Annotated in this window: 15 protein-coding genes; 8 read left to right on the forward strand and 7 right to left on the reverse strand. The window is 64.8% G+C overall.

Translation table 11 applies throughout. The features are described 5' to 3' along the window. Position 1: 1 nt before the first annotated feature. Positions 2-1,441, reverse strand: a complete 1,440-nt coding sequence (gene aspA, locus CH266_RS08755; RefSeq protein WP_027498436.1) for an aspartate ammonia-lyase — start codon at positions 1,439-1,441, stop codon at positions 2-4. A gap of 103 nt (positions 1,442-1,544) precedes the next feature. Between aspA and CH266_RS08760 the strand changes: the two genes are divergently transcribed. Together CH266_RS08760 and argG are read left to right on the forward strand one after the other, a co-directional pair. Next, on the forward strand, positions 1,545-2,249 hold the full coding sequence (locus CH266_RS08760; RefSeq protein WP_094692609.1) for a FadR/GntR family transcriptional regulator: 705 nt from the start codon (positions 1,545-1,547) through the stop codon (positions 2,247-2,249). A 22-nt stretch (positions 2,250-2,271) separates the two neighbouring features. Beyond that, positions 2,272-3,687: an argininosuccinate synthase gene (argG, locus tag CH266_RS08765; RefSeq protein WP_032373710.1), complete on the forward strand. Its 1,416-nt coding sequence runs from the start codon at positions 2,272-2,274 to the stop codon at positions 3,685-3,687. 68 nt (positions 3,688-3,755) lie between these two features. On the opposite strand, the gene ligD is transcribed toward argG, so the two are convergent. Together ligD and CH266_RS08775 are read right to left on the reverse strand one after the other, a co-directional pair. Then, complete coding sequence (ligD, locus tag CH266_RS08770; RefSeq protein WP_032382261.1) at positions 3,756-4,703, reverse strand: non-homologous end-joining DNA ligase; 948 nt, start codon at positions 4,701-4,703, stop codon at positions 3,756-3,758. 72 nt (positions 4,704-4,775) lie between these two features. Continuing rightward, positions 4,776-6,242, reverse strand: coding sequence for a helix-turn-helix domain-containing protein (locus tag CH266_RS08775; protein ID WP_051365423.1), 1,467 nt, complete (start codon positions 6,240-6,242; stop codon positions 4,776-4,778). Between the two features lie 150 nt (positions 6,243-6,392). Between CH266_RS08775 and CH266_RS08780 the strand changes: the two genes are divergently transcribed. The 4 genes from CH266_RS08780 to CH266_RS08795 all read left to right on the forward strand — a co-directional run bounded on the left by CH266_RS08780 (position 6,393) and on the right by CH266_RS08795 (position 9,636). Beyond that, a complete protein-coding gene (locus CH266_RS08780; RefSeq protein ID WP_094715103.1) occupies positions 6,393-7,436 on the forward strand; it encodes an amidohydrolase family protein in 1,044 nt (347 codons plus the stop codon). Between the two features lies 1 nt (position 7,437). Continuing rightward, entirely contained in the window at positions 7,438-8,220 is a 783-nt protein-coding gene (locus CH266_RS08785) for an iron-sulfur cluster assembly protein (protein ID WP_052054751.1), read from the forward strand. A 5-nt stretch (positions 8,221-8,225) separates the two neighbouring features. Beyond that, positions 8,226-9,251, forward strand: coding sequence for an NAD(P)-dependent alcohol dehydrogenase (locus CH266_RS08790; RefSeq protein ID WP_027498442.1), 1,026 nt, complete (start codon positions 8,226-8,228; stop codon positions 9,249-9,251). Between the two features lie 61 nt (positions 9,252-9,312). After that, complete coding sequence (locus CH266_RS08795; protein ID WP_032382260.1) at positions 9,313-9,636, forward strand: putative quinol monooxygenase; 324 nt, start codon at positions 9,313-9,315, stop codon at positions 9,634-9,636. Positions 9,637-9,645: 9 nt separating this feature from the next. On the opposite strand, the gene CH266_RS08800 is transcribed toward CH266_RS08795, so the two are convergent. Further along, positions 9,646-10,548, reverse strand: coding sequence for an alpha/beta fold hydrolase (locus tag CH266_RS08800; protein WP_094715104.1), 903 nt, complete (start codon positions 10,546-10,548; stop codon positions 9,646-9,648). 30 nt (positions 10,549-10,578) lie between these two features. Continuing rightward, on the reverse strand, positions 10,579-11,367 hold the full coding sequence (locus CH266_RS08805; protein ID WP_094715237.1) for an RsiV family protein: 789 nt from the start codon (positions 11,365-11,367) through the stop codon (positions 10,579-10,581). 92 nt (positions 11,368-11,459) lie between these two features. Between CH266_RS08805 and CH266_RS08810 the strand changes: the two genes are divergently transcribed. Further along, positions 11,460-11,813 carry a VOC family protein gene (locus CH266_RS08810; RefSeq protein ID WP_094715105.1) on the forward strand — a complete coding sequence of 118 codons (354 nt, stop codon included), beginning with the start codon at positions 11,460-11,462 and terminating at the stop codon, positions 11,811-11,813. 66 nt (positions 11,814-11,879) lie between these two features. Here CH266_RS08810 and groL read toward each other — a convergent pair whose 3' ends face one another. After that, complete coding sequence (gene groL, locus CH266_RS08815; RefSeq protein WP_008713461.1) at positions 11,880-13,505, reverse strand: chaperonin GroEL; 1,626 nt, start codon at positions 13,503-13,505, stop codon at positions 11,880-11,882. A 405-nt stretch (positions 13,506-13,910) separates the two neighbouring features. Between groL and CH266_RS08820 the strand changes: the two genes are divergently transcribed. Next, positions 13,911-15,392, forward strand: coding sequence for an amino acid permease (locus tag CH266_RS08820; protein WP_027498447.1), 1,482 nt, complete (start codon positions 13,911-13,913; stop codon positions 15,390-15,392). Between the two features lie 65 nt (positions 15,393-15,457). Here the strand turns inward: CH266_RS08820 and CH266_RS08825 are convergent, their stop codons facing one another. Then, positions 15,458-16,375, reverse strand: coding sequence for a serine/threonine-protein kinase (locus CH266_RS08825; RefSeq protein ID WP_094715106.1), 918 nt, complete (start codon positions 16,373-16,375; stop codon positions 15,458-15,460). Positions 16,376-16,635 lie beyond the last annotated feature (260 nt).

The raw sequence follows: 16,635 nt of genomic DNA on the forward strand, positions 1-16,635 counted from the left end.
ATTACCTCGTCGACGTCTCGGGAGCAACGGAATGCTCGGTGGGAGCCACACGCAGGTTCGCGAGATGCTCGGGGCTCAGCAATCGATCCAGCTCTTCTCGCGCCAGCAGGCCCTTCTCGAGCACCAGGTCGACGACATTGCGACCGGTGACCAGCGCTTCCTGCGCAATGGCCGTCGACTCCACGTACCCGAGGTACGGGCTGAGCGCGGTGACCAGACCGATCGAGTTCTCCACCCGCTCACGCAGTAGATCGACGTTCGCGGTGATGCCGTCGACGCACCGATGCGCGACGGTCCGGCAGGCCGCACTCAGATGCGCCATACCGTCGGACAGGGATTTGACGATGATCGGCTCGAAAGCGTTGAGCTGCAACTGCCCTGCCTCGGCGGCCATCGTGATGGTGACGTCGTGGCCGATCACCTCGTAGGCAACCTGATTGAGGACCTCGGGAATGACGGGGTTGACCTTGCCGGGCATGATCGACGAACCCGCCTGCATCGGAGGCAGATTGATCTCGTTGAAGCCCGCGCGCGGCCCGGAGGACAGCAGCCGGAGATCGTTGCAGATCTTCGACAGTTTCACTGCAACGCGCTTGAGCACACCGGACAGGTGCACGAACTGACCGACGTCCTGCGTTGCCTCGATCAGGTCCGTTGCGGTGACCAACGGCAGGCCGGTGATGGTGCGCAGGTGCGCGACGGCCGATTCGGTGTATCCGGCAGGAGCATTGAGCCCGGTGCCGATGGCCGTGGCCCCGAGGTTGATCTCGTGCACCAGCAGCGCGGCTTCCTCGAGCCGTGAGCAGTCCTCGTCGATCATGATCGCGTAGGTGCCGAACTCCTGACCGAGTGTCATCGGCACCGCGTCCTGCAGCTGGGTGCGGCCCATCTTGACGACGGTGGCGAACTCGCTTGCTTTGCGGGAGAACGAATCTCGCAGGACCTTCATCGATGCGATCAGCTCGTGCACCGCGAAGATGGTCGCGATGTTCACCGACGTCGGATACACGTCGTTGGTGGACTGCGAGGCGTTCACATGCTCGTTGGGGTGCAGCATCGAGTAGTCACCGTGCGCGTGGCCGAGGATTTCCAGGGCACGATTGGCGATGACCTCGTTGGCGTTCATGTTGGTCGACGTACCCGCGCCGCCCTGAATGACGTCGACGACGAACTGCTCGTGCCACTGGCCGTCGAGAATTTCCTGGCACGCGGCCCGGATCGCTTCCCCGCGGGTGGCGTCGAGTATTCCGAGGTCCTGATTGGCCGCCGCGGCCGCCCACTTCACGGCTGCGAGGCCGCGGACGAGGTGGGCGTTGGTGGAGATCGGCCGCCCCGTGATGGGAAAGTTCTCCAGCGCGCGCAGGGTATGGATTCCCCAGTAGACGGTCATCGGAATCTCGCGTTCGCCGAGAAGGTCTTTCTCGATGCGGGTATCGGCCACGGTGGGTGCGCTCCTTCAGGGGGGTGTCCAGCTGTCCGGCTGTCTGACAGGTAGAGTGTGGCGTAGAACACCTCGTCGGTCAACCCCGGGATAGGATCACTGCATGAACCTGTCGGACAGCTGGGCAGTCAGTGCGCCCACCAATGCCCGCATGAGCGCCGCCGAGGCGGTCTTCGCCGACCTGCGTGCCGCGATCTCGTCGGGAAAGCTCCCCGTCGGGCAGAAGCTCCCGTCCGAGGCGGCGCTGGCCGCGAGGCACAGCGTCAGTCGTTCCGTCATCCGCGAGGCGCTGCGCTCGTGCCACGCGCTCGGTCTGACCGAGACCAAGACGGGCCTCGGCACCTTCGTCGTCCGTGATCGAGTGGGTAGCGACCTCGACATCGGCAATTACGAGGCCCGCGAACTCATGGAGGCCCGCCCCCACGTCGAGGTACCCGCAGCCGGGTGGGCGGCCGAACGACGTACCGACGACGAGTTGGCGGTGCTCTCCGGCCTCGCCGACGAGATGCGTTCCGAGGACGACCACGAGGCCTGGGTCCTGTTGGACGCGCAGTTCCACACCGCCATCGCGCGGGCCAGCAGAAACCGCGTGTTCGAGTCGATCGTCGTCGACATCCGGGACGCCTTGACGCGGCAGTCCGAAACGTTGAACCTCGTCGCGCACCGGCAGCAGCAGTCCAACGTCGAGCACGACGCCATCGTCGCCGGTATACGATCCGGCGATTACGACGCAGCAGCCCGCGCCATGACCGCGCACCTCGACGCCGTCCGTGGTGCAGTGGAGTCGCTCGCCGATCGGCCCAGCTGACCGTACGACTAAGCTGCGGGCCGTGACGAAGGTATTGAACTCCCTCCCGGTCGGTGAACGAATCGGCATTGCATTCTCCGGTGGTCTCGACACCTCGGTGGCGGTGGCGTGGATGCGCGAGCACGGCGCGATCCCGTTTGCCTACACCGCCGACATCGGCCAGTACGACGAGCCGGATCTGTCCGACGTGCCCGCCCGCGGCCTTGCGTACGGCGCCGAGCAGGCCCGGCTGATCGACTGCCGCGAACCGCTGGTCGAGGAAGGCCTCGCGGCACTGACCTGCGGCGCGTTCCACATCCGATCGTCACTGCAGACGTACTTCAACACCACTCCTCTCGGCCGCGCGGTGACCGGCACGCTGCTCGTGCGCGCGATGCAGGAGGACGGCGTCTCCATCTGGGGCGACGGCTCGACGTACAAGGGCAACGACATCGAGCGGTTCTACCGCTACGGCCTGCTCGCCAACCCCGAGTTGCGCATCTACAAGCCGTGGCTCGACGAGGCATTCGTCGCCGAGCTCGGCGGCAGGCACGAGATGTCGCAGTGGCTCACCCAGCGCACCCTCCCCTACCGTGACTCGGCCGAGAAGGCGTACTCCACCGACGCCAACATCTGGGGTGCCACCCACGAGGCGAAGCGTCTCGAATACCTCGACACGTCCCTCGAGATCGTCTCGCCCATCATGGGTGTCCGCTTCTGGGACCCCGAGGTCGAGATCGCAGCCGAGGACGTCACCGTCGACTTCGAGCGAGGCCGTCCCGTTCGGATCAACGGCAAGTCCTTCGACAGTGCCGTCGACCTGGTGATGGAAGCCAACGCCATCGGCGGACGCCACGGACTCGGCATGTCCGACCAGATCGAGAACCGGATCATCGAGGCCAAGAGTCGCGGCATCTACGAGGCCCCGGGCATGGCACTGCTGCACATCACGTACGAGCGGCTCGTCAACGCCGTCCACAACGAGGACACCATCGCCTCGTACCACAACGAGGGCCGCCGCCTCGGACGCCTGCTCTACGAGGGCCGCTGGTTCGATCCGCAGGCGCTCATGCTGCGCGAGGGCCTGCAGCGCTGGGTCGGCAACGTCGTCACCGGCAGCGTGACGGTTCGCCTGCGCCGCGGTCAGGACTTCACCATCGTCGACACCCAGGGCAGCAACTTCAGCTACCACCCCGAAAAACTGTCGATGGAACGCAGCCAGGGCCAGGCCTTCTTCCCCGGCGACCGCATCGGCCAGTTGACCATGCGCAACCTCGACATCGCGGACTCGCGCAGCAAACTCGAGCAGTACGCCGCCCAGGATCAGCTGACCGCCTGGGGCGACCTGATCGGCGAACTCGCCCCCGGTGGAGCCGACGCCATCGCCGCCAGCAGCGCCGAGAACTCGGTGGACTCCGCAGCCCTCGACCACGCCGCAATCGAGTCCGGCACCGACTGACTTCTGGCTGCCGAACTCGAAGTTATGGACGAATTTCTGCCGATTTCCGTCCATAACTTCGAGTTCGGCTACTCCTCGGGCTCCGTCAGGCCCTGATGCTCGTCGCGTTCCGCCCATTCGAGTAGCTCGTCGATTGCGTACACCGCGTCGTCGATACCCGCATGCAGGTCGCCCAGTTCGGCGAATCTGACCGGCACGGTGAAGATCGTGAACTCGCGTGGATCGACGTCGGGTACCTCGGCCCACGAAATGGGCGTCGACACAGTCGCTTTCGGGTTTCCCCGCACCGAATACGCGCTGGCGATCGTGTGGTCGCGCGCATTCTGGTTGTAATCGACGAACAACTTCGACGGGTCGCGATCCTTGCGCCACCACGTCGTCGTCACGTCCTCGGGTGCGCGGCGCTCCACCTCCCGCGCGAATGCCAGTGCAGCCCTTCGTAAGTCCTTGAAGCCGTGCGCGGGGTCGATGCGAACGTAGATGTGCAGGCCGTGACCGCCCGAGGTCTTGGGCCAGCCGACTGCGCCGAGGTCACCGAGCACGTCCTGCACGACACCGGCGACGCGTTGCACCCGATCGAAGGGGCAGTCGGGCATCGGATCGAGGTCGATGCGCCATTCGTCGGGCATCTCGACGTCGGCGCGGCGCGAGTTCCACGGATGGAACTCCACCGTGGACATCTGCACCGCCCACGCGACGTGCGCCAATTCGGTCACGCACAGCTCGTCCGCGGTGCGGTTGTAGCGGGGGAACGTCACCTCGACGGTCTCCAACCACGGCGGGGCTCCGTGCGGCACCCGCTTCTGGTGCACTTTTTCACCGGCGAGGCCCTTGGGGAAGCGATGCATCATGCACGGCCGCTCCCGCAACGCGCGGACGATGCCGTCGCCGACGCTCAGGTAGTAGTTCACCAGGTCCAGCTTCGTGGCACCGCTCTCGGGGAAATACACCCGATCGGGGTTGGAAATGCGCACCGTGCGCGTGCCCACCTCGAGTTCTATTGCCGGAGATGCCATACCAGCGACACTAGATGTACCCGCGGCCGCGCGCGCTCGGAAGTCGAAGATTTTCTCGCAGGTCCACCGGAGCTACGTGTGGGAACGCAGCGTGATGCCGTAGCGGTCTCGCTTGCGGTAGATCGTGGCCCGACTCATTCCCAGTTCCTCGCCCGCCTGATTCATCGTGATGCCGGGCCGGCTGAGTACTCGAATCATCTCGTCGCGCTCGAACGTCTCGATTCGTGTCAGACGTTGGGTGGTCCGCGAAAGCACCTCGGGCGGCAGGTGATTGACGCCGACGACGTCGGCGCGGACCGCCGCCTCGTGCATCACCGTCGCCAACTCGGTGACGTTCCCCGGCCACGAATATCCGACGAGGGCTCGTTCGGCGTCGCCGGTCAGGCTGACCTCGCGTCCACGTGCCCGCAATGCCAGATGCCGAGCGAGCGGAGCGATGTCCTCGGGCCGATCGCGCAGCGGCGGGACCTCGACGACCGAACGCACCAACTGCGCCAGGGCAGCGGGAACAGCGTCGTAATCGGAGGCCGTCAGGGTGACGGGCACGCCGTCACCGACACGAGAGATCAGTTCCGCCAACGCGTCTGCCCCTCGCGCCGGAAGACGGTCCACGTCGCGGACGATAACGGCGGTGTCCGGCTTGGGTAGCTCGGGCGTCCACAGGTCCAGCCAGGCATCGACGTCTCGTGCCGCCGGAACTCCGGCACTCAGAATTCGACCCCGTGGGCGGATGGTACGCAGCGCTCGGGCCAGAATCGTGGCACGTCCGGTTCCCGGTTCTCCCACCAGCAGGACCGAATCATGTTGGCTCAGAGCTGTTTCGGAGGACGCGAGAGCCTGATTCCACCGCGTCGACAGCGTCGGGACGCTGCCCGCACCCGGCCGACCCGACGACGCTTCGACGCGGAAGACCGTCCCACGTGGAGCCGGACGCGCGTGCTGTCCCTGCGCTCGCGCGAGCATCATCGCCGCGGTGTTCCCTGCCGCCGACTGAGCAAGGGCCAGCAGCAGATCCGTCGACGACTCCGACCACGTCGTGAGGTTGACGCAGCCCTCCACGGTGCCCGTCATCGGGTTCAGCACCGGTGCCGCGGCGCAGGTGTATCCGGTGAGCGAGAGCGAGTAATGCTCCGAGGCGCGCACCACTGCCGGAATTCGATCGGCGAGCGCGAGGGCGAGACCGTTGGTGCCCGCCTGGTTCTCGCCGTACGAGAAGCCGGGGGCCAGATGCACACGGTCGAGCGCGGCCAACAGCTCGCGGTCCGCGCTCACTCGATCTAGCACCAGACCGTCGGCGTCGGTCAGCATCATCGACACCGGCTCGTTCGCCAACGTGTCGCGCAGTCCGTCGAGCACCTCGCGCCCACATCGGTAGAACAGCGATTCGCCGTCGTAGGTGCCCGAAAATGCGGGTACGACGTCTTCGAGTGGCACTCCGAATTCCTGGCTTCGGTGCCACGATGCGAGCAACCGATGCGACACGGCAGCGAGGGGCTCCGAGTGCAAGCGGGCCCGTACGAGACCCTCGGGATCTGCCATGTGATTCAGGTTACATTCGCTGGTCGCCATGGATCCGAAACCAGCGTCTCGAATTGAGACATCACGCCACTTCGTCGAGCCTCCGCCGCGCCTACCGTCATCCACAGATCGCTTGTGACAGACGTCACGCACAGTCTCTGGAGGTCAGCCATGTACAGCAAGAACGGCGAGAACTACTTCATCGTGGACGCCCACGTCGCGCTCTGGGATGCGCGGCAGGAAAACCAGCGCAACATCCACGGCAAGCAGTTCATCGACTGCTTCTACGACTACCACCGCAACCTCTCCCCCGAGAGCGAGCTGTGGACCTACGACGAGTACCTCTACCAGGGCGGCGATCGGTTGATGCGCGACCTGTTCGAGATCGGATACGTCGACCACGCCATCTTCCAGCCCGCTCACCTGGGCGAGTTCTATCACCGCGGGTTCGGCCAGACCGACGAGGCATCGGCGCTCGCTGCGGCTCACCCGGACAAGCTGACCTACAACCATCACTTCGACCCACGCAACGGCGAACGTGGCCTGGACCAGCTACGTGCCGACGCAGAACGCTTCGGACTCAAGGGCGTCAAGCTCTACACCGCCGAGTGGCACGGTGACTCCCGCGGCTACAAGCTCGACGACGACTGGACGCGGCGCTACCTCGAGGTGTGCCGCGAAGTCGGCATCAAGAACATCCACGTGCACAAGGGACCCACCATCCGCCCGCTCGATCGCGATGCGTTCGACGTGGCGGACGTCGACCACGTGGCCACCGACTTCACCGATCTGAACTTCGTCGTCGAACACTGCGGACTGCCGCGACTCGAGGACTTCTGCTGGATTGCCACCCAGGAGCCCAACGTGTATGCCGGCCTCGCGGTCGCCATCCCGTTCATGCACACGCGCCCGAAGTACTTCGGTCAGATCATGGGCGAGCTGCTCTACTGGCTCGGCGAGGACCGCATCTTCTTCTCCTCGGACTACGCGCTGTGGACGCCCAAGTGGCTGGTCGAAGGATTCGTCGACTTCCAGATCCACGAGTCCCTGGACGAGTACGCGCCGATCACGCTCGAACAGAAGAAGAAGGTGCTCGGACTGAACGCCGCCAAGCTGTACGACATCCCGGTGCCCGCCGAGCTGCAGCTGCCCGACGCGAACGAAACCGAGACCGGACCGCGTCAGCCCGAACGCGCCGACCTTGCGGCGGTGTGAGATGACGGTCGTTGCAACCCTGTCGAGGCACGACGAGGCCTACGCCGCGCTCGGCGTCGTCCTGGATCCCGAATTGGACGAGCCCATCACCGATCTCGGGTTCGTGCGATCCCTCGACGTCGACGACGGCGCAGTGCACGTTCATCTTCGACTGCCGACGTCGTTCTGCTCACCGAACTTCGCGTATCTGATGGCGGGAGACTCCAAGGACGTGCTGACGGCGTTGCCGTGGACCGAGCACGTTCTCGTCGAACTCGACGATCACCACGACTCGGACAAGATCAATGCCGGCCTCGCCGCCGACGCCGGCTACCGCGGCACCTTCGGACACGAGGCCGAGGAGGATCTCGAGGAACTACGCGCGACGTTTCGCCGCAAGGCCTATGTGGCGGCGATGGAACGGTCGCTCATGGCGTGGTTGCGCGCCAATCCCGACTCGACCGAGAACGACTTGGCCGCAGTGGTTCTCGGAGATCTACCGGACGATCGCACCTCGACCGCGCTGCTTCGCCGCCGCGAGGCTCTCGGCCTGCGGACCGATCCGGCCGCACCGGCACTGGTCGATCATGCGGGTCGTCCCCACACCGGCGACCTGACGATGGTGATGCGACGCGCCCGCGCCACCCGCGTTTCGATCGACGGTAATGCGCACTTCTGCCGCGGATTGCTGCAGACCCGCTACCCCGGCGCAGAGGAACAGCAAGTCCCTCGTGAAGAGGGCGCGTTCGTTCCTCTCACCACTCTCACTGTCCCCCTCCGCACTACACAGGAGCATGTTTCATGAGTTCGATGCGCGCCGTCCAGGTCGTCGGATATCACAAGAATCTGGAGATGACCGAGGTTCCGATTCCAGAAGTACAGGGCCCACTCGACGTCATCGTCAGGATCGGTGGCGCAGGCGTCTGCCGTACCGATCTGCACATCCTCGAAGGCCAGTGGGCCGAGAAGTCCGGCGTCACACTGCCTTACACGATCGGCCACGAGAACGCCGGGTGGGTCCACGCCGTCGGATCGGCCGTCACCAATGTCCGCGAGGGCGACAAGGTGATTCTGCATCCACTCGTCACGTGCGGGTTGTGTCGGGCGTGCCGCTCTGGCGATGACGTCCACTGCGAGACGAGCGATTTCCCGGGTATCGACACCAACGGCGGATACGCCGACTATCTGCGGACCAATGCTCGAACCGTTGTCAAGATCGACGATTCACTCGAACCGTCCGCAGTCGCTGCGCTTGCCGATGCCGGCCTGACGGCATATCACGCGGCCGCGAAGGCGGCCCGGCGTCTGACTCCACGCGACAAGTGCGTCGTCATCGGAGCAGGCGGCCTCGGCCACATCGGTATTCAGGTACTCGAGGCACTGTCGCCCGCCGAGCTGATCGTCATCGACCGCAATGCCGACGCCGTGAAACTGGCGCTCACCTTGGGGGCCGATCATGCGGTGGTCGCCGACGGCAGTCAGGTCGATCAGGTCATGGAACTCACCGGCGGCTTCGGAGCCGAGGTGGTACTCGACTTCGTCGGCGAGAACGGTTCCACCGCAGAGGGATTGGCCATGACGAGGCGGGCCGGCGACTATCACGTCATCGGGTACGGAGAGAACGTCGACGTGCCGACCATAGACCTGGTGTCGGCGGAGAAGAACATCGTCGGCAATCTCGTCGGGTCCTACAACGACCTGTGCGATCTGATGTCACTCGCCGCCCGTGGTGCCGTCAACCTGCACACGCAGACGTACGCCTTGGACGACTTCCAGAGCGCCATCGACGACCTCGACAACGGACGAGTTCGCGGCCGCGCGATTCTCGTACCGTGAAATCGGGTAGTACCCCCCAGCACCACACCGACTACGGTCACATCGAACACAGGGAGCAACGTTGATCTTCATCACCGCCAAGTTCAAGGTGAAGCCCGAGCACGCCGACAACTGGCCCGAGATCTCGCGCGATTTCACCGAAGCCTGCCAGGCCGAGGAAGGGTGCCTCTGGTACTTCTGGTCCCGCACCCTCGACGACCCCACCGAGTACGTCCTCGTGGAGGCGTTCAAGGACCCGGATGCCGGTGCCGCCCATGTGAATTCGGATCACTTCAAGCAGGCCCAGAAGGATCTTCCGCCGTACCTGCAGGAGACGCCGAAGATCATCAGCCAGGAAGTAGACGGCACCGACTGGAACGAACTGGGCGAACTCGCGGTCGACTAGTTCGTTCGTCTAATCCCTTTCGCGATCCCGGATCACCTGGCCGAGCGTCATGACGGCGTCGGCGAACTGCCCCGGCAACTCCTGGGGCGGGTTGTGGCCGCACTCGACCTGACGAACATCGATCAGGTCGGTGAAGTGCGCCGCGTGGTCCGGGCGGCCGTACAGCGAGGCGACGGTGTCCTCGGTCGGATCGATCACGACCGTGGGCACCGTGATCGCCGGTTGCCGTGTCAGCAAGTCCTGCGTCGCGGCGTAAGCGATGTCCCCCGCCTCGATGCCGTATCGGTGCCGATAGGAATGCACGGACACATCCACGAAATCGGGGTTGTCGAACGAGGGCGCGGTGGCCGCGAATTCGGAGTCCCCGAACCTCCATGTCGGCGACCAATCCGTCCACAGAGTCTGGGCGATTTCGGCGCGGTAGGCCGCGAGCCCGGCCCGGCCGCGCTCGGAGTGCAGGTAGTACTGATACCAGTACCGCTTCTCGAGGTGCGGCAGCACGGGCGTGGATACTGCCGCCTTGATGTCCTGCACGAGGTACCCGGACACGCTCACCAGACCGGACACCAATTCCGGCCACAGCGCGGCGACGACGCACGCCGCTCGGCCACCCCAGTCGTAGCCCGCGACGATGGGCTCGTTCAGCTCCAGGGCGATAATCAGCCCGCGAAGGTCGTGGCCGATCGCAGCCTGTTCACCCGAGCGCATCGTGCCCGCGTCGACGAAGCGAGTCGGTCCGAAGCCGCGCAGGTACGGCACCACCACGTCGTAACCGGACTGGGCGAGCAACCGGGCGACATCGTCGTACCCGCGCGGGTCGTAGGGAAACCCGTGCATCAGCACCACCGATCGACCCGACGGATCACCGACGCGGTCGTACGCAACCTCCAGCACCCCTGCGCGAATCATCATGGGTCCATGCTCGCATTGCCGGGCTGAGGGTCAGCTGCCCAGCACGTCTTGCATGCCGGGAGCGAGGACGTCCGAGAGGTCGGACCACGGGACGGTGATCGTGATGAGGCCGATGCCATAGGCCCCCACCTGGTAGTCCCCGAAGTGAATGTTCATACCTTCCGGCGATGCCGTCCAGTTCCCGAAGTTGGCCACCGTCGGTTCGATGCCCGAGCGCTCGAAGCTGCCGCCCGCGCGGGTGGACGGGAGAATTGCCGCTGCTCGATCGGACAGTCGAGACAGGCCCACATCGAGGTCGGTGAAGGCATCACCGAGAGTGATCGGCTGTGCGGTATCGGCGTCGATCGTCACGGTCGCAAGCAGTGAGTTACCGTGCGCTCCGGGCGGTACGGCGATCCAACTCGTGATCTGTTCGGCACTGATCACGCGCCGCCCGACGTAGGTCGTACCCGTCGAGTAGCCGTCGCTGAGAGCGAAGTCGTTCCCGTAATCGCGGTCGATCTGGTCCTGCAACGCCGCGCGCATCGACTCGTTGAATTCGGCTGTCACGGCCGGATTGCCGCCGCTCAGCTGTGGAATCGCGACGTCGTAGGTCGCACGCGCTGTCGATCCGGTGATGCGCGTACTGCCGACGACGTACGGCTCGGCGGCACTCGAGGTAGTGGTTGGCGTTGTAGACGTCGGCTCGGCGCGCTCGGTGGTGGCGGTGACATCGGTTGTGGTCGGTGCCGATACGGGCGTGGCAGTTCCGGAGGTGGAGCAGCCCGCGAGGGCCGCTGCCAGAGCGAGTGCGACCGTCATCGAGCGGATTCGCGTCATGCCCCACACTAACCACCGAACAGCCGACAACTCCGCTGCTAGCGTCGAACCTCCCGGGTCTCCGACCGGCCCACGTCCGGAAAGGGAGTTCGATGAAAACAATGAGCATCATCACCAACCTGCGGGTTCCGGACGTCGACGAGGCCAAATCGTTCTACACCGAGTTCCTCGGTCTGAAATCCGAGGAGTTCGATATGGGGTGGGTCGCGCGGCTGTCGTCACCCGACCGCCCGGTCAGCGTTCAGCTGGTGACGAGCGATCGGAGCGCACCCGAGGATTCGGTGATGTCGGTGCACACCGACGATGTCGATGGCGCGTACGCCGAAGCGCAGAAACTGGGCTACGAGATCGTGCACCCATTGACGACCGAGCCGTGGGGTGTGCGCCGCTTCTTCGTTCGCGCTCCCGACGGCAACGTCGTCAACATCGCGTATCACCAGGACTGACTACCGCACACGAAAAAGCCCGACCCCCTCGAAAGGGAGTCGGGCTTTTTCAGCGAGGGGCTGGACTCAGAAGTCCATGCCGCCCATGCCACCGGTCGGATCGCCAGCGGGCGCTCCGGCCTTCTCGGGCTTGTCGGCGACGACGGCCTCGGTGGTGAGGAACAGAGCCGCGATGGACGCTGCGTTCTGCAGTGCCGAGCGGGTGACCTTGACCGGGTCGTTGATGCCTGCAGCGAGCAGGTCCTCGTACTCGTTGGTCGCGGCGTTGAGGCCGTGACCTGCTGGCAGGTTGGAGACCTTGTCCGCAACGACGCCGGGCTCGAGGCCTGCGTTGAATGCGATCTGCTTGAGCGGGGCGGACAGTGCGACGCGAACGATGTTCACGCCGGTTGCCTCGTCACCGTCGAGCTTGAGGTTGTCGAGTGCGGGCGCTGCCTGGAGCAGTGCCACGCCGCCACCGGCGACGATGCCTTCTTCGACGGCTGCCTTGGCGTTACGCACGGCATCTTCGATGCGGTGCTTGCGCTCCTTGAGCTCGACCTCGGTTGCCGCTCCGGCCTTGATGACTGCAACGCCACCGGCCAGCTTGGCCAGGCGCTCCTGCAGCTTCTCGCGGTCGTAGTCGGAATCGGAGTTCTCGATCTCGGCGCGGATCTGGTTGACGCGACCGGCGATGGCGTCGGAATCTCCCGAGCCCTCGACGATGGTGGTCTCGTCCTTGGTGATGACGACCTTGCGTGCCTGACCGAGCAGCTCGAGTCCGGCGGTCTCCAGGGAGAGGCCGACCTCTTCGCTGATGACCTCGCCGCCCGTGAGGATGGCGATGTCGGCGAGCTGAGCCTTGCGGCGGTCACCGAATCCGGGAGCCTTGACGGCGACGGACTTGAAGGTGCCACGGATCTTGTTCACCACGAGGGTGGAGAGAGCTTCGCCCTCGACGTCCTCGGCGATGATGACGAGCGGCTTGCCGGACTGGATGACCTTCTCCAGCAGCGGCAGCAGGTCCTTGACGGTGCTGATCTTGGAGCTGACGAGCAGGATGTACGCGTCTTCGAGGACGGCTTCCTGACGCTCTGCATCGGTGGCGAAGTACGCCGAGATGTAGCCCTTGTCGAAGCGCATGCCCTCGGTGAGCTCGAGCTGCAGGCCGAAGGTGTTGGACTCCTCGACCGTGATGACGCCTTCCTTGCCGACCTTGTCCATTGCCTCGGCGATGAGCTCGCCGATGGACGGGTCGCCTGCGGAGATGCCAGCGGTAGCAGCGATCTGCTCCTTGGTGTCGATCTCCTTGGCGGACGCGAGCAGCGACTCGGTGACGGCTGCAACAGCCTTCTCGATGCCGCGCTTGAGGCCGAGCGGGTTCGCGCCGGCTGCGACGTTGCGCAGGCCTTCACGGACGAGTGCCTGAGCGAGAACGGTAGCGGTGGTGGTGCCGTCGCCTGCGACGTCGTCGGTCTTCTTGGCGACCTCCTTGACGAGCTCGGCACCGATCTTCTCGTAGGGATCTTCGAGCTCGATCTCCTTGGCGATGGAAACACCATCGTTGGTGATCGTGGGAGCTCCCCACTTCTTCTCGAGTACGACGTTGCGACCCTTGGGGCCCAACGTCACCTTTACTGCGTCGGCGAGGGCATTGAGGCCTCGCTCGAGGCCACGGCGTGCCTCTTCGTCGAACGCGATGATCTTGGCCATTGCGAAGTGATCCTCCGGATTGGGGGTGACACATTGCTGGCCGAGCTCGGTGCCCGCGACGGACGACCAGGGGTGTCGTTGATTCCCCGGCCTCACCGTGTCCCGACCTGGCACTCACGTGTCGAGAGTGCCAACTGCATTTCTAGCACTCGCCCATGGTGAGTGCAAGGTCGTCCGCCGCCGGCGAACCACCGCACCCCCCATGCTCGACGCCACCGCGGGACGCAGGTCTCGAGCAGATGCTCAGCAGACCCGGCATTCGTCACACACTGTTCACACCTGTACGCATTGTTAACATCCGAATACTGCGCATCGGACCCGCGACGCAAATACCGTTGAGCGACAACGGTTTCGACACCGAAAAATTCGGACAAACCCCCGCAAAAGCGACAGTGAGGATCGAACATGTCCGATACGGTCGACACGTCGTACGACAACTCGGCGATGGACCACGAGGAAGAGGGCTACCACAAGGGCCTCAAACCTCGACAGTTGCAGATGATCGCGATCGGTGGCGCAATCGGCACCGGCCTGTTCCTCGGCGCGGGCGGACGCCTCGCCAGTGCCGGCCCCGGCCTGTTCCTCGCCTACGCCCTCTGTGGAATTTTCGTCTTCTTCATTCTCCGCGCCCTCGGCGAATTGGTGTTGCACCGCCCGTCGTCGGGCAGCTTCGTCTCGTACGCTCGCGAGTTCTTCGGCGAGAAGGCCGCATTCGTCGCCGGGTGGATGTACTTCCTCAACTGGGCGATGACAGCCATCGTCGACGTCACGGCCATCGCGACCTACATGCATTACTGGGGAAGTTTCGAGGTGATTCCGCAGTGGGCCATCGCCTTGGTCGCACTGGTTCTGGTGATGAGCCTGAACCTGGTGTCGGTCAAGTGGTTCGGTGAAATGGAGTTCTGGGCGGCCATGATCAAGGTCATCGCGCTGGTGACCTTCTTGATCGTCGGCATCGTCTTCCTGGCCGGCCGCATCCCCGTCGGCTCCGAGATGCCCGGAATCAGCTTGATCACCGACAACGGCGGTCTGTTCCCGTCCGGCGCGTGGCCCCTGGTCATCGTCATCTCGGGCGTCGTGTTCGCCTATGCTGCAGTGGAACTGGTGGGTACCGCCGCCGGTGAGACCGAGAACCCGGAGAAGATCATGCCGCGGGCGATCAACTCGGTCATCGCCCGTATCGCACTGTTCTACGTCGGCTCGCTGGTACTGCTCGCACTACTGTTGCCGTACACCGCATATCAGGCCGGTACCTCGCCGTTCGTGACGTTCTTCTCGAGCATCGGCCTCGGCGGCGCGGGCACCATCATGAACATCGTGGTGCTCACCGCGGCGCTGTCCAGCCTCAATGCCGGTCTCTATTCGACCGGCCGAATCCTGCGGTCGATGGCGATGAACGGCAGCGCACCGGAGTTCACCAAGAAGATGACCAAGGGCGGAGTACCGTTCGGCGGCATTCTGCTGACCTGCTTCATCACGTTGTTCGGTGTCGCCCTCAACGCCATCGCCCCCGGCGAGGCCTTCGAGATCGTGCTGAACATGTCCGCACTGGGCATCATCGCCAGCTGGGCGACCATCGTGCTGTGCCAGATTCAGCTGTACCGCTGGTCCAAGAAGGGCATCCTGAAGCGGCCCAAGTTCCGACTGTTCGGTGCGCCGTACACGAGCTACGCGACGCTGGTGTTCCTGTTCGGCGTGCTGGTCCTGATGGCCTTCGATGCCCCGATCGGCTCGTGGACCATCGCGACCCTCGTCGTCATCATCCCCGCACTGATCGGCGGCTGGTTCCTGGTGCGCACCAAGGTGCTCTCGGTGGCCGAGGAACGAATGGGCTACACCGGCCAGTACCCGGTGGTGGCCAACCGTCCGACCGAACCGGAGGAGTGACCCTTCCCAACCCCCTCTCGAGCCAGGGCCCCGCATCGACCCGATGCGGGGCCCTGCTCATGGAGTCAAGAAAACCTGAGCCATCGCGAGCGGGTGAACGGTGAGCGTCGCGCCGGCGGCTCCGGCACTCCGGCAGAAATAGCAGCAGCCACGGCATCGGCAAGCTCCACACAGGTCTGGAATCGATCCGCCGGGTCCTTGGCCAACGCGCGTGCGACCACCGCGTCGAGACCCCGCGGCAGTGATCGCCGACGCCTCGTCACCGCAGGCGGTTCGGCCGACAGATGTGCGGCGGTGATCGCGAGCGGCGTGGCCAACGGGTACGGCGTTCGCCCGGTCAGCAATTCGACCAGCGTCGCCCCCAATGCGTAGACGTCGGTCTGCGCGCTCAGCACTCCCCCGCGAAGCAGTTCCGGTGCCGCGTAGTGGATGGACGCCAGTACAGTTCCGCCGACGACCAGCGGCGTCGAGTCGTCGACCAGACGCGCAATTCCCCAGTCGGACAACAACACCTGCTCGTACCCGTCCACTCGCTCGGTGGAGATGAGGATGTTCGACGGCTTGACGTCGCGGTGCAGGACGCCGTTCGAGTGGGCGTAGTCGAGCCCCTTGGCCACCTCGGCGACGATGCGCGCCACACGGGAGACGTCGAGAGCGATCTGACCGCGAGCGACCAACCGTGCCGCGCTGTACCCGTCGACGTAGTGCATCGACATCCACAACTGGCCCTCGAATTCACCGTGTTCGTGCACCGACACGATGTTCGGATGCACCAGCAGCTCGGCCACCGTGGCCTCGGTCCGAAATTTGGTGCGCAGTCGCGGCGAGCGCGAGGCGTCGTGGTCGAGGATCTTCAGAGCTTCGAGCCGATCGTGTCCCCGGCCGAGTACGAGGTACACCTCACTCATGCCGCCGACCCCGAGGCGACGCTGCACCCGGAAGCCGGCGAACTCCGCACCCGGCTGCAGCTGGCCGGGCGTCATGGAATCACCTGCTGCGCAGCCTCACTCACAGCCCACAGGCTCACGAGAGGGACGATCGGACGAGGCCGCAGCATCGACAGAACTGTAGTCCGAGGAGCGCATTCGAGCGACTCGGTGTTGCCGCCGGGGCGTGCGGCAGTTTCGCCACCAGCGCCGATGTCGCTTATGGTGTTTACCGGTACTTGACCGAAACAAGAGAAATATAGCGGCATACCGATAGTGGTCAGCCGATCACCGTGACTCGAGTTCAAAGGAAGTCA

This window comes from Rhodococcus sp. 06-1474-1B, from assembly GCF_002258885.1.
GTDB classification, from domain to species: Bacteria; Actinomycetota; Actinomycetes; order Mycobacteriales; family Mycobacteriaceae; genus Rhodococcoides; species Rhodococcoides fascians.

Excerpts from the sequence above, each read along its gene's own strand:
- CH266_RS08760 (WP_094692609.1), top strand. The coding sequence starts at position 1,545 with ATGAACCTGTCGGACAGCTGGGCAGTCAGTGCGCCCACCAATGCCCGC.
- ligD (WP_032382261.1), bottom strand. The coding sequence starts at position 4,703 with ATGGCATCTCCGGCAATAGAACTCGAGGTGGGCACGCGCACGGTGCGC.
- CH266_RS08775 (WP_051365423.1), bottom strand. The coding sequence starts at position 6,242 with ATGGCAGATCCCGAGGGTCTCGTACGGGCCCGCTTGCACTCGGAGCCC.
- CH266_RS08780 (WP_094715103.1), top strand. The coding sequence starts at position 6,393 with ATGTACAGCAAGAACGGCGAGAACTACTTCATCGTGGACGCCCACGTC.
- CH266_RS08785 (WP_052054751.1), top strand. The coding sequence starts at position 7,438 with ATGACGGTCGTTGCAACCCTGTCGAGGCACGACGAGGCCTACGCCGCG.
- CH266_RS08790 (WP_027498442.1), top strand. The coding sequence starts at position 8,226 with ATGCGCGCCGTCCAGGTCGTCGGATATCACAAGAATCTGGAGATGACC.
- CH266_RS08800 (WP_094715104.1), bottom strand. The coding sequence starts at position 10,548 with ATGATGATTCGCGCAGGGGTGCTGGAGGTTGCGTACGACCGCGTCGGT.
- CH266_RS08805 (WP_094715237.1), bottom strand. The coding sequence starts at position 11,367 with ATGACGCGAATCCGCTCGATGACGGTCGCACTCGCTCTGGCAGCGGCC.
- CH266_RS08810 (WP_094715105.1), top strand. The coding sequence starts at position 11,460 with ATGAAAACAATGAGCATCATCACCAACCTGCGGGTTCCGGACGTCGAC.
- groL (WP_008713461.1), bottom strand. The coding sequence starts at position 13,505 with ATGGCCAAGATCATCGCGTTCGACGAAGAGGCACGCCGTGGCCTCGAG.
- CH266_RS08820 (WP_027498447.1), top strand. The coding sequence starts at position 13,911 with ATGTCCGATACGGTCGACACGTCGTACGACAACTCGGCGATGGACCAC.
- CH266_RS08825 (WP_094715106.1), bottom strand. The coding sequence starts at position 16,375 with ATGACGCCCGGCCAGCTGCAGCCGGGTGCGGAGTTCGCCGGCTTCCGG.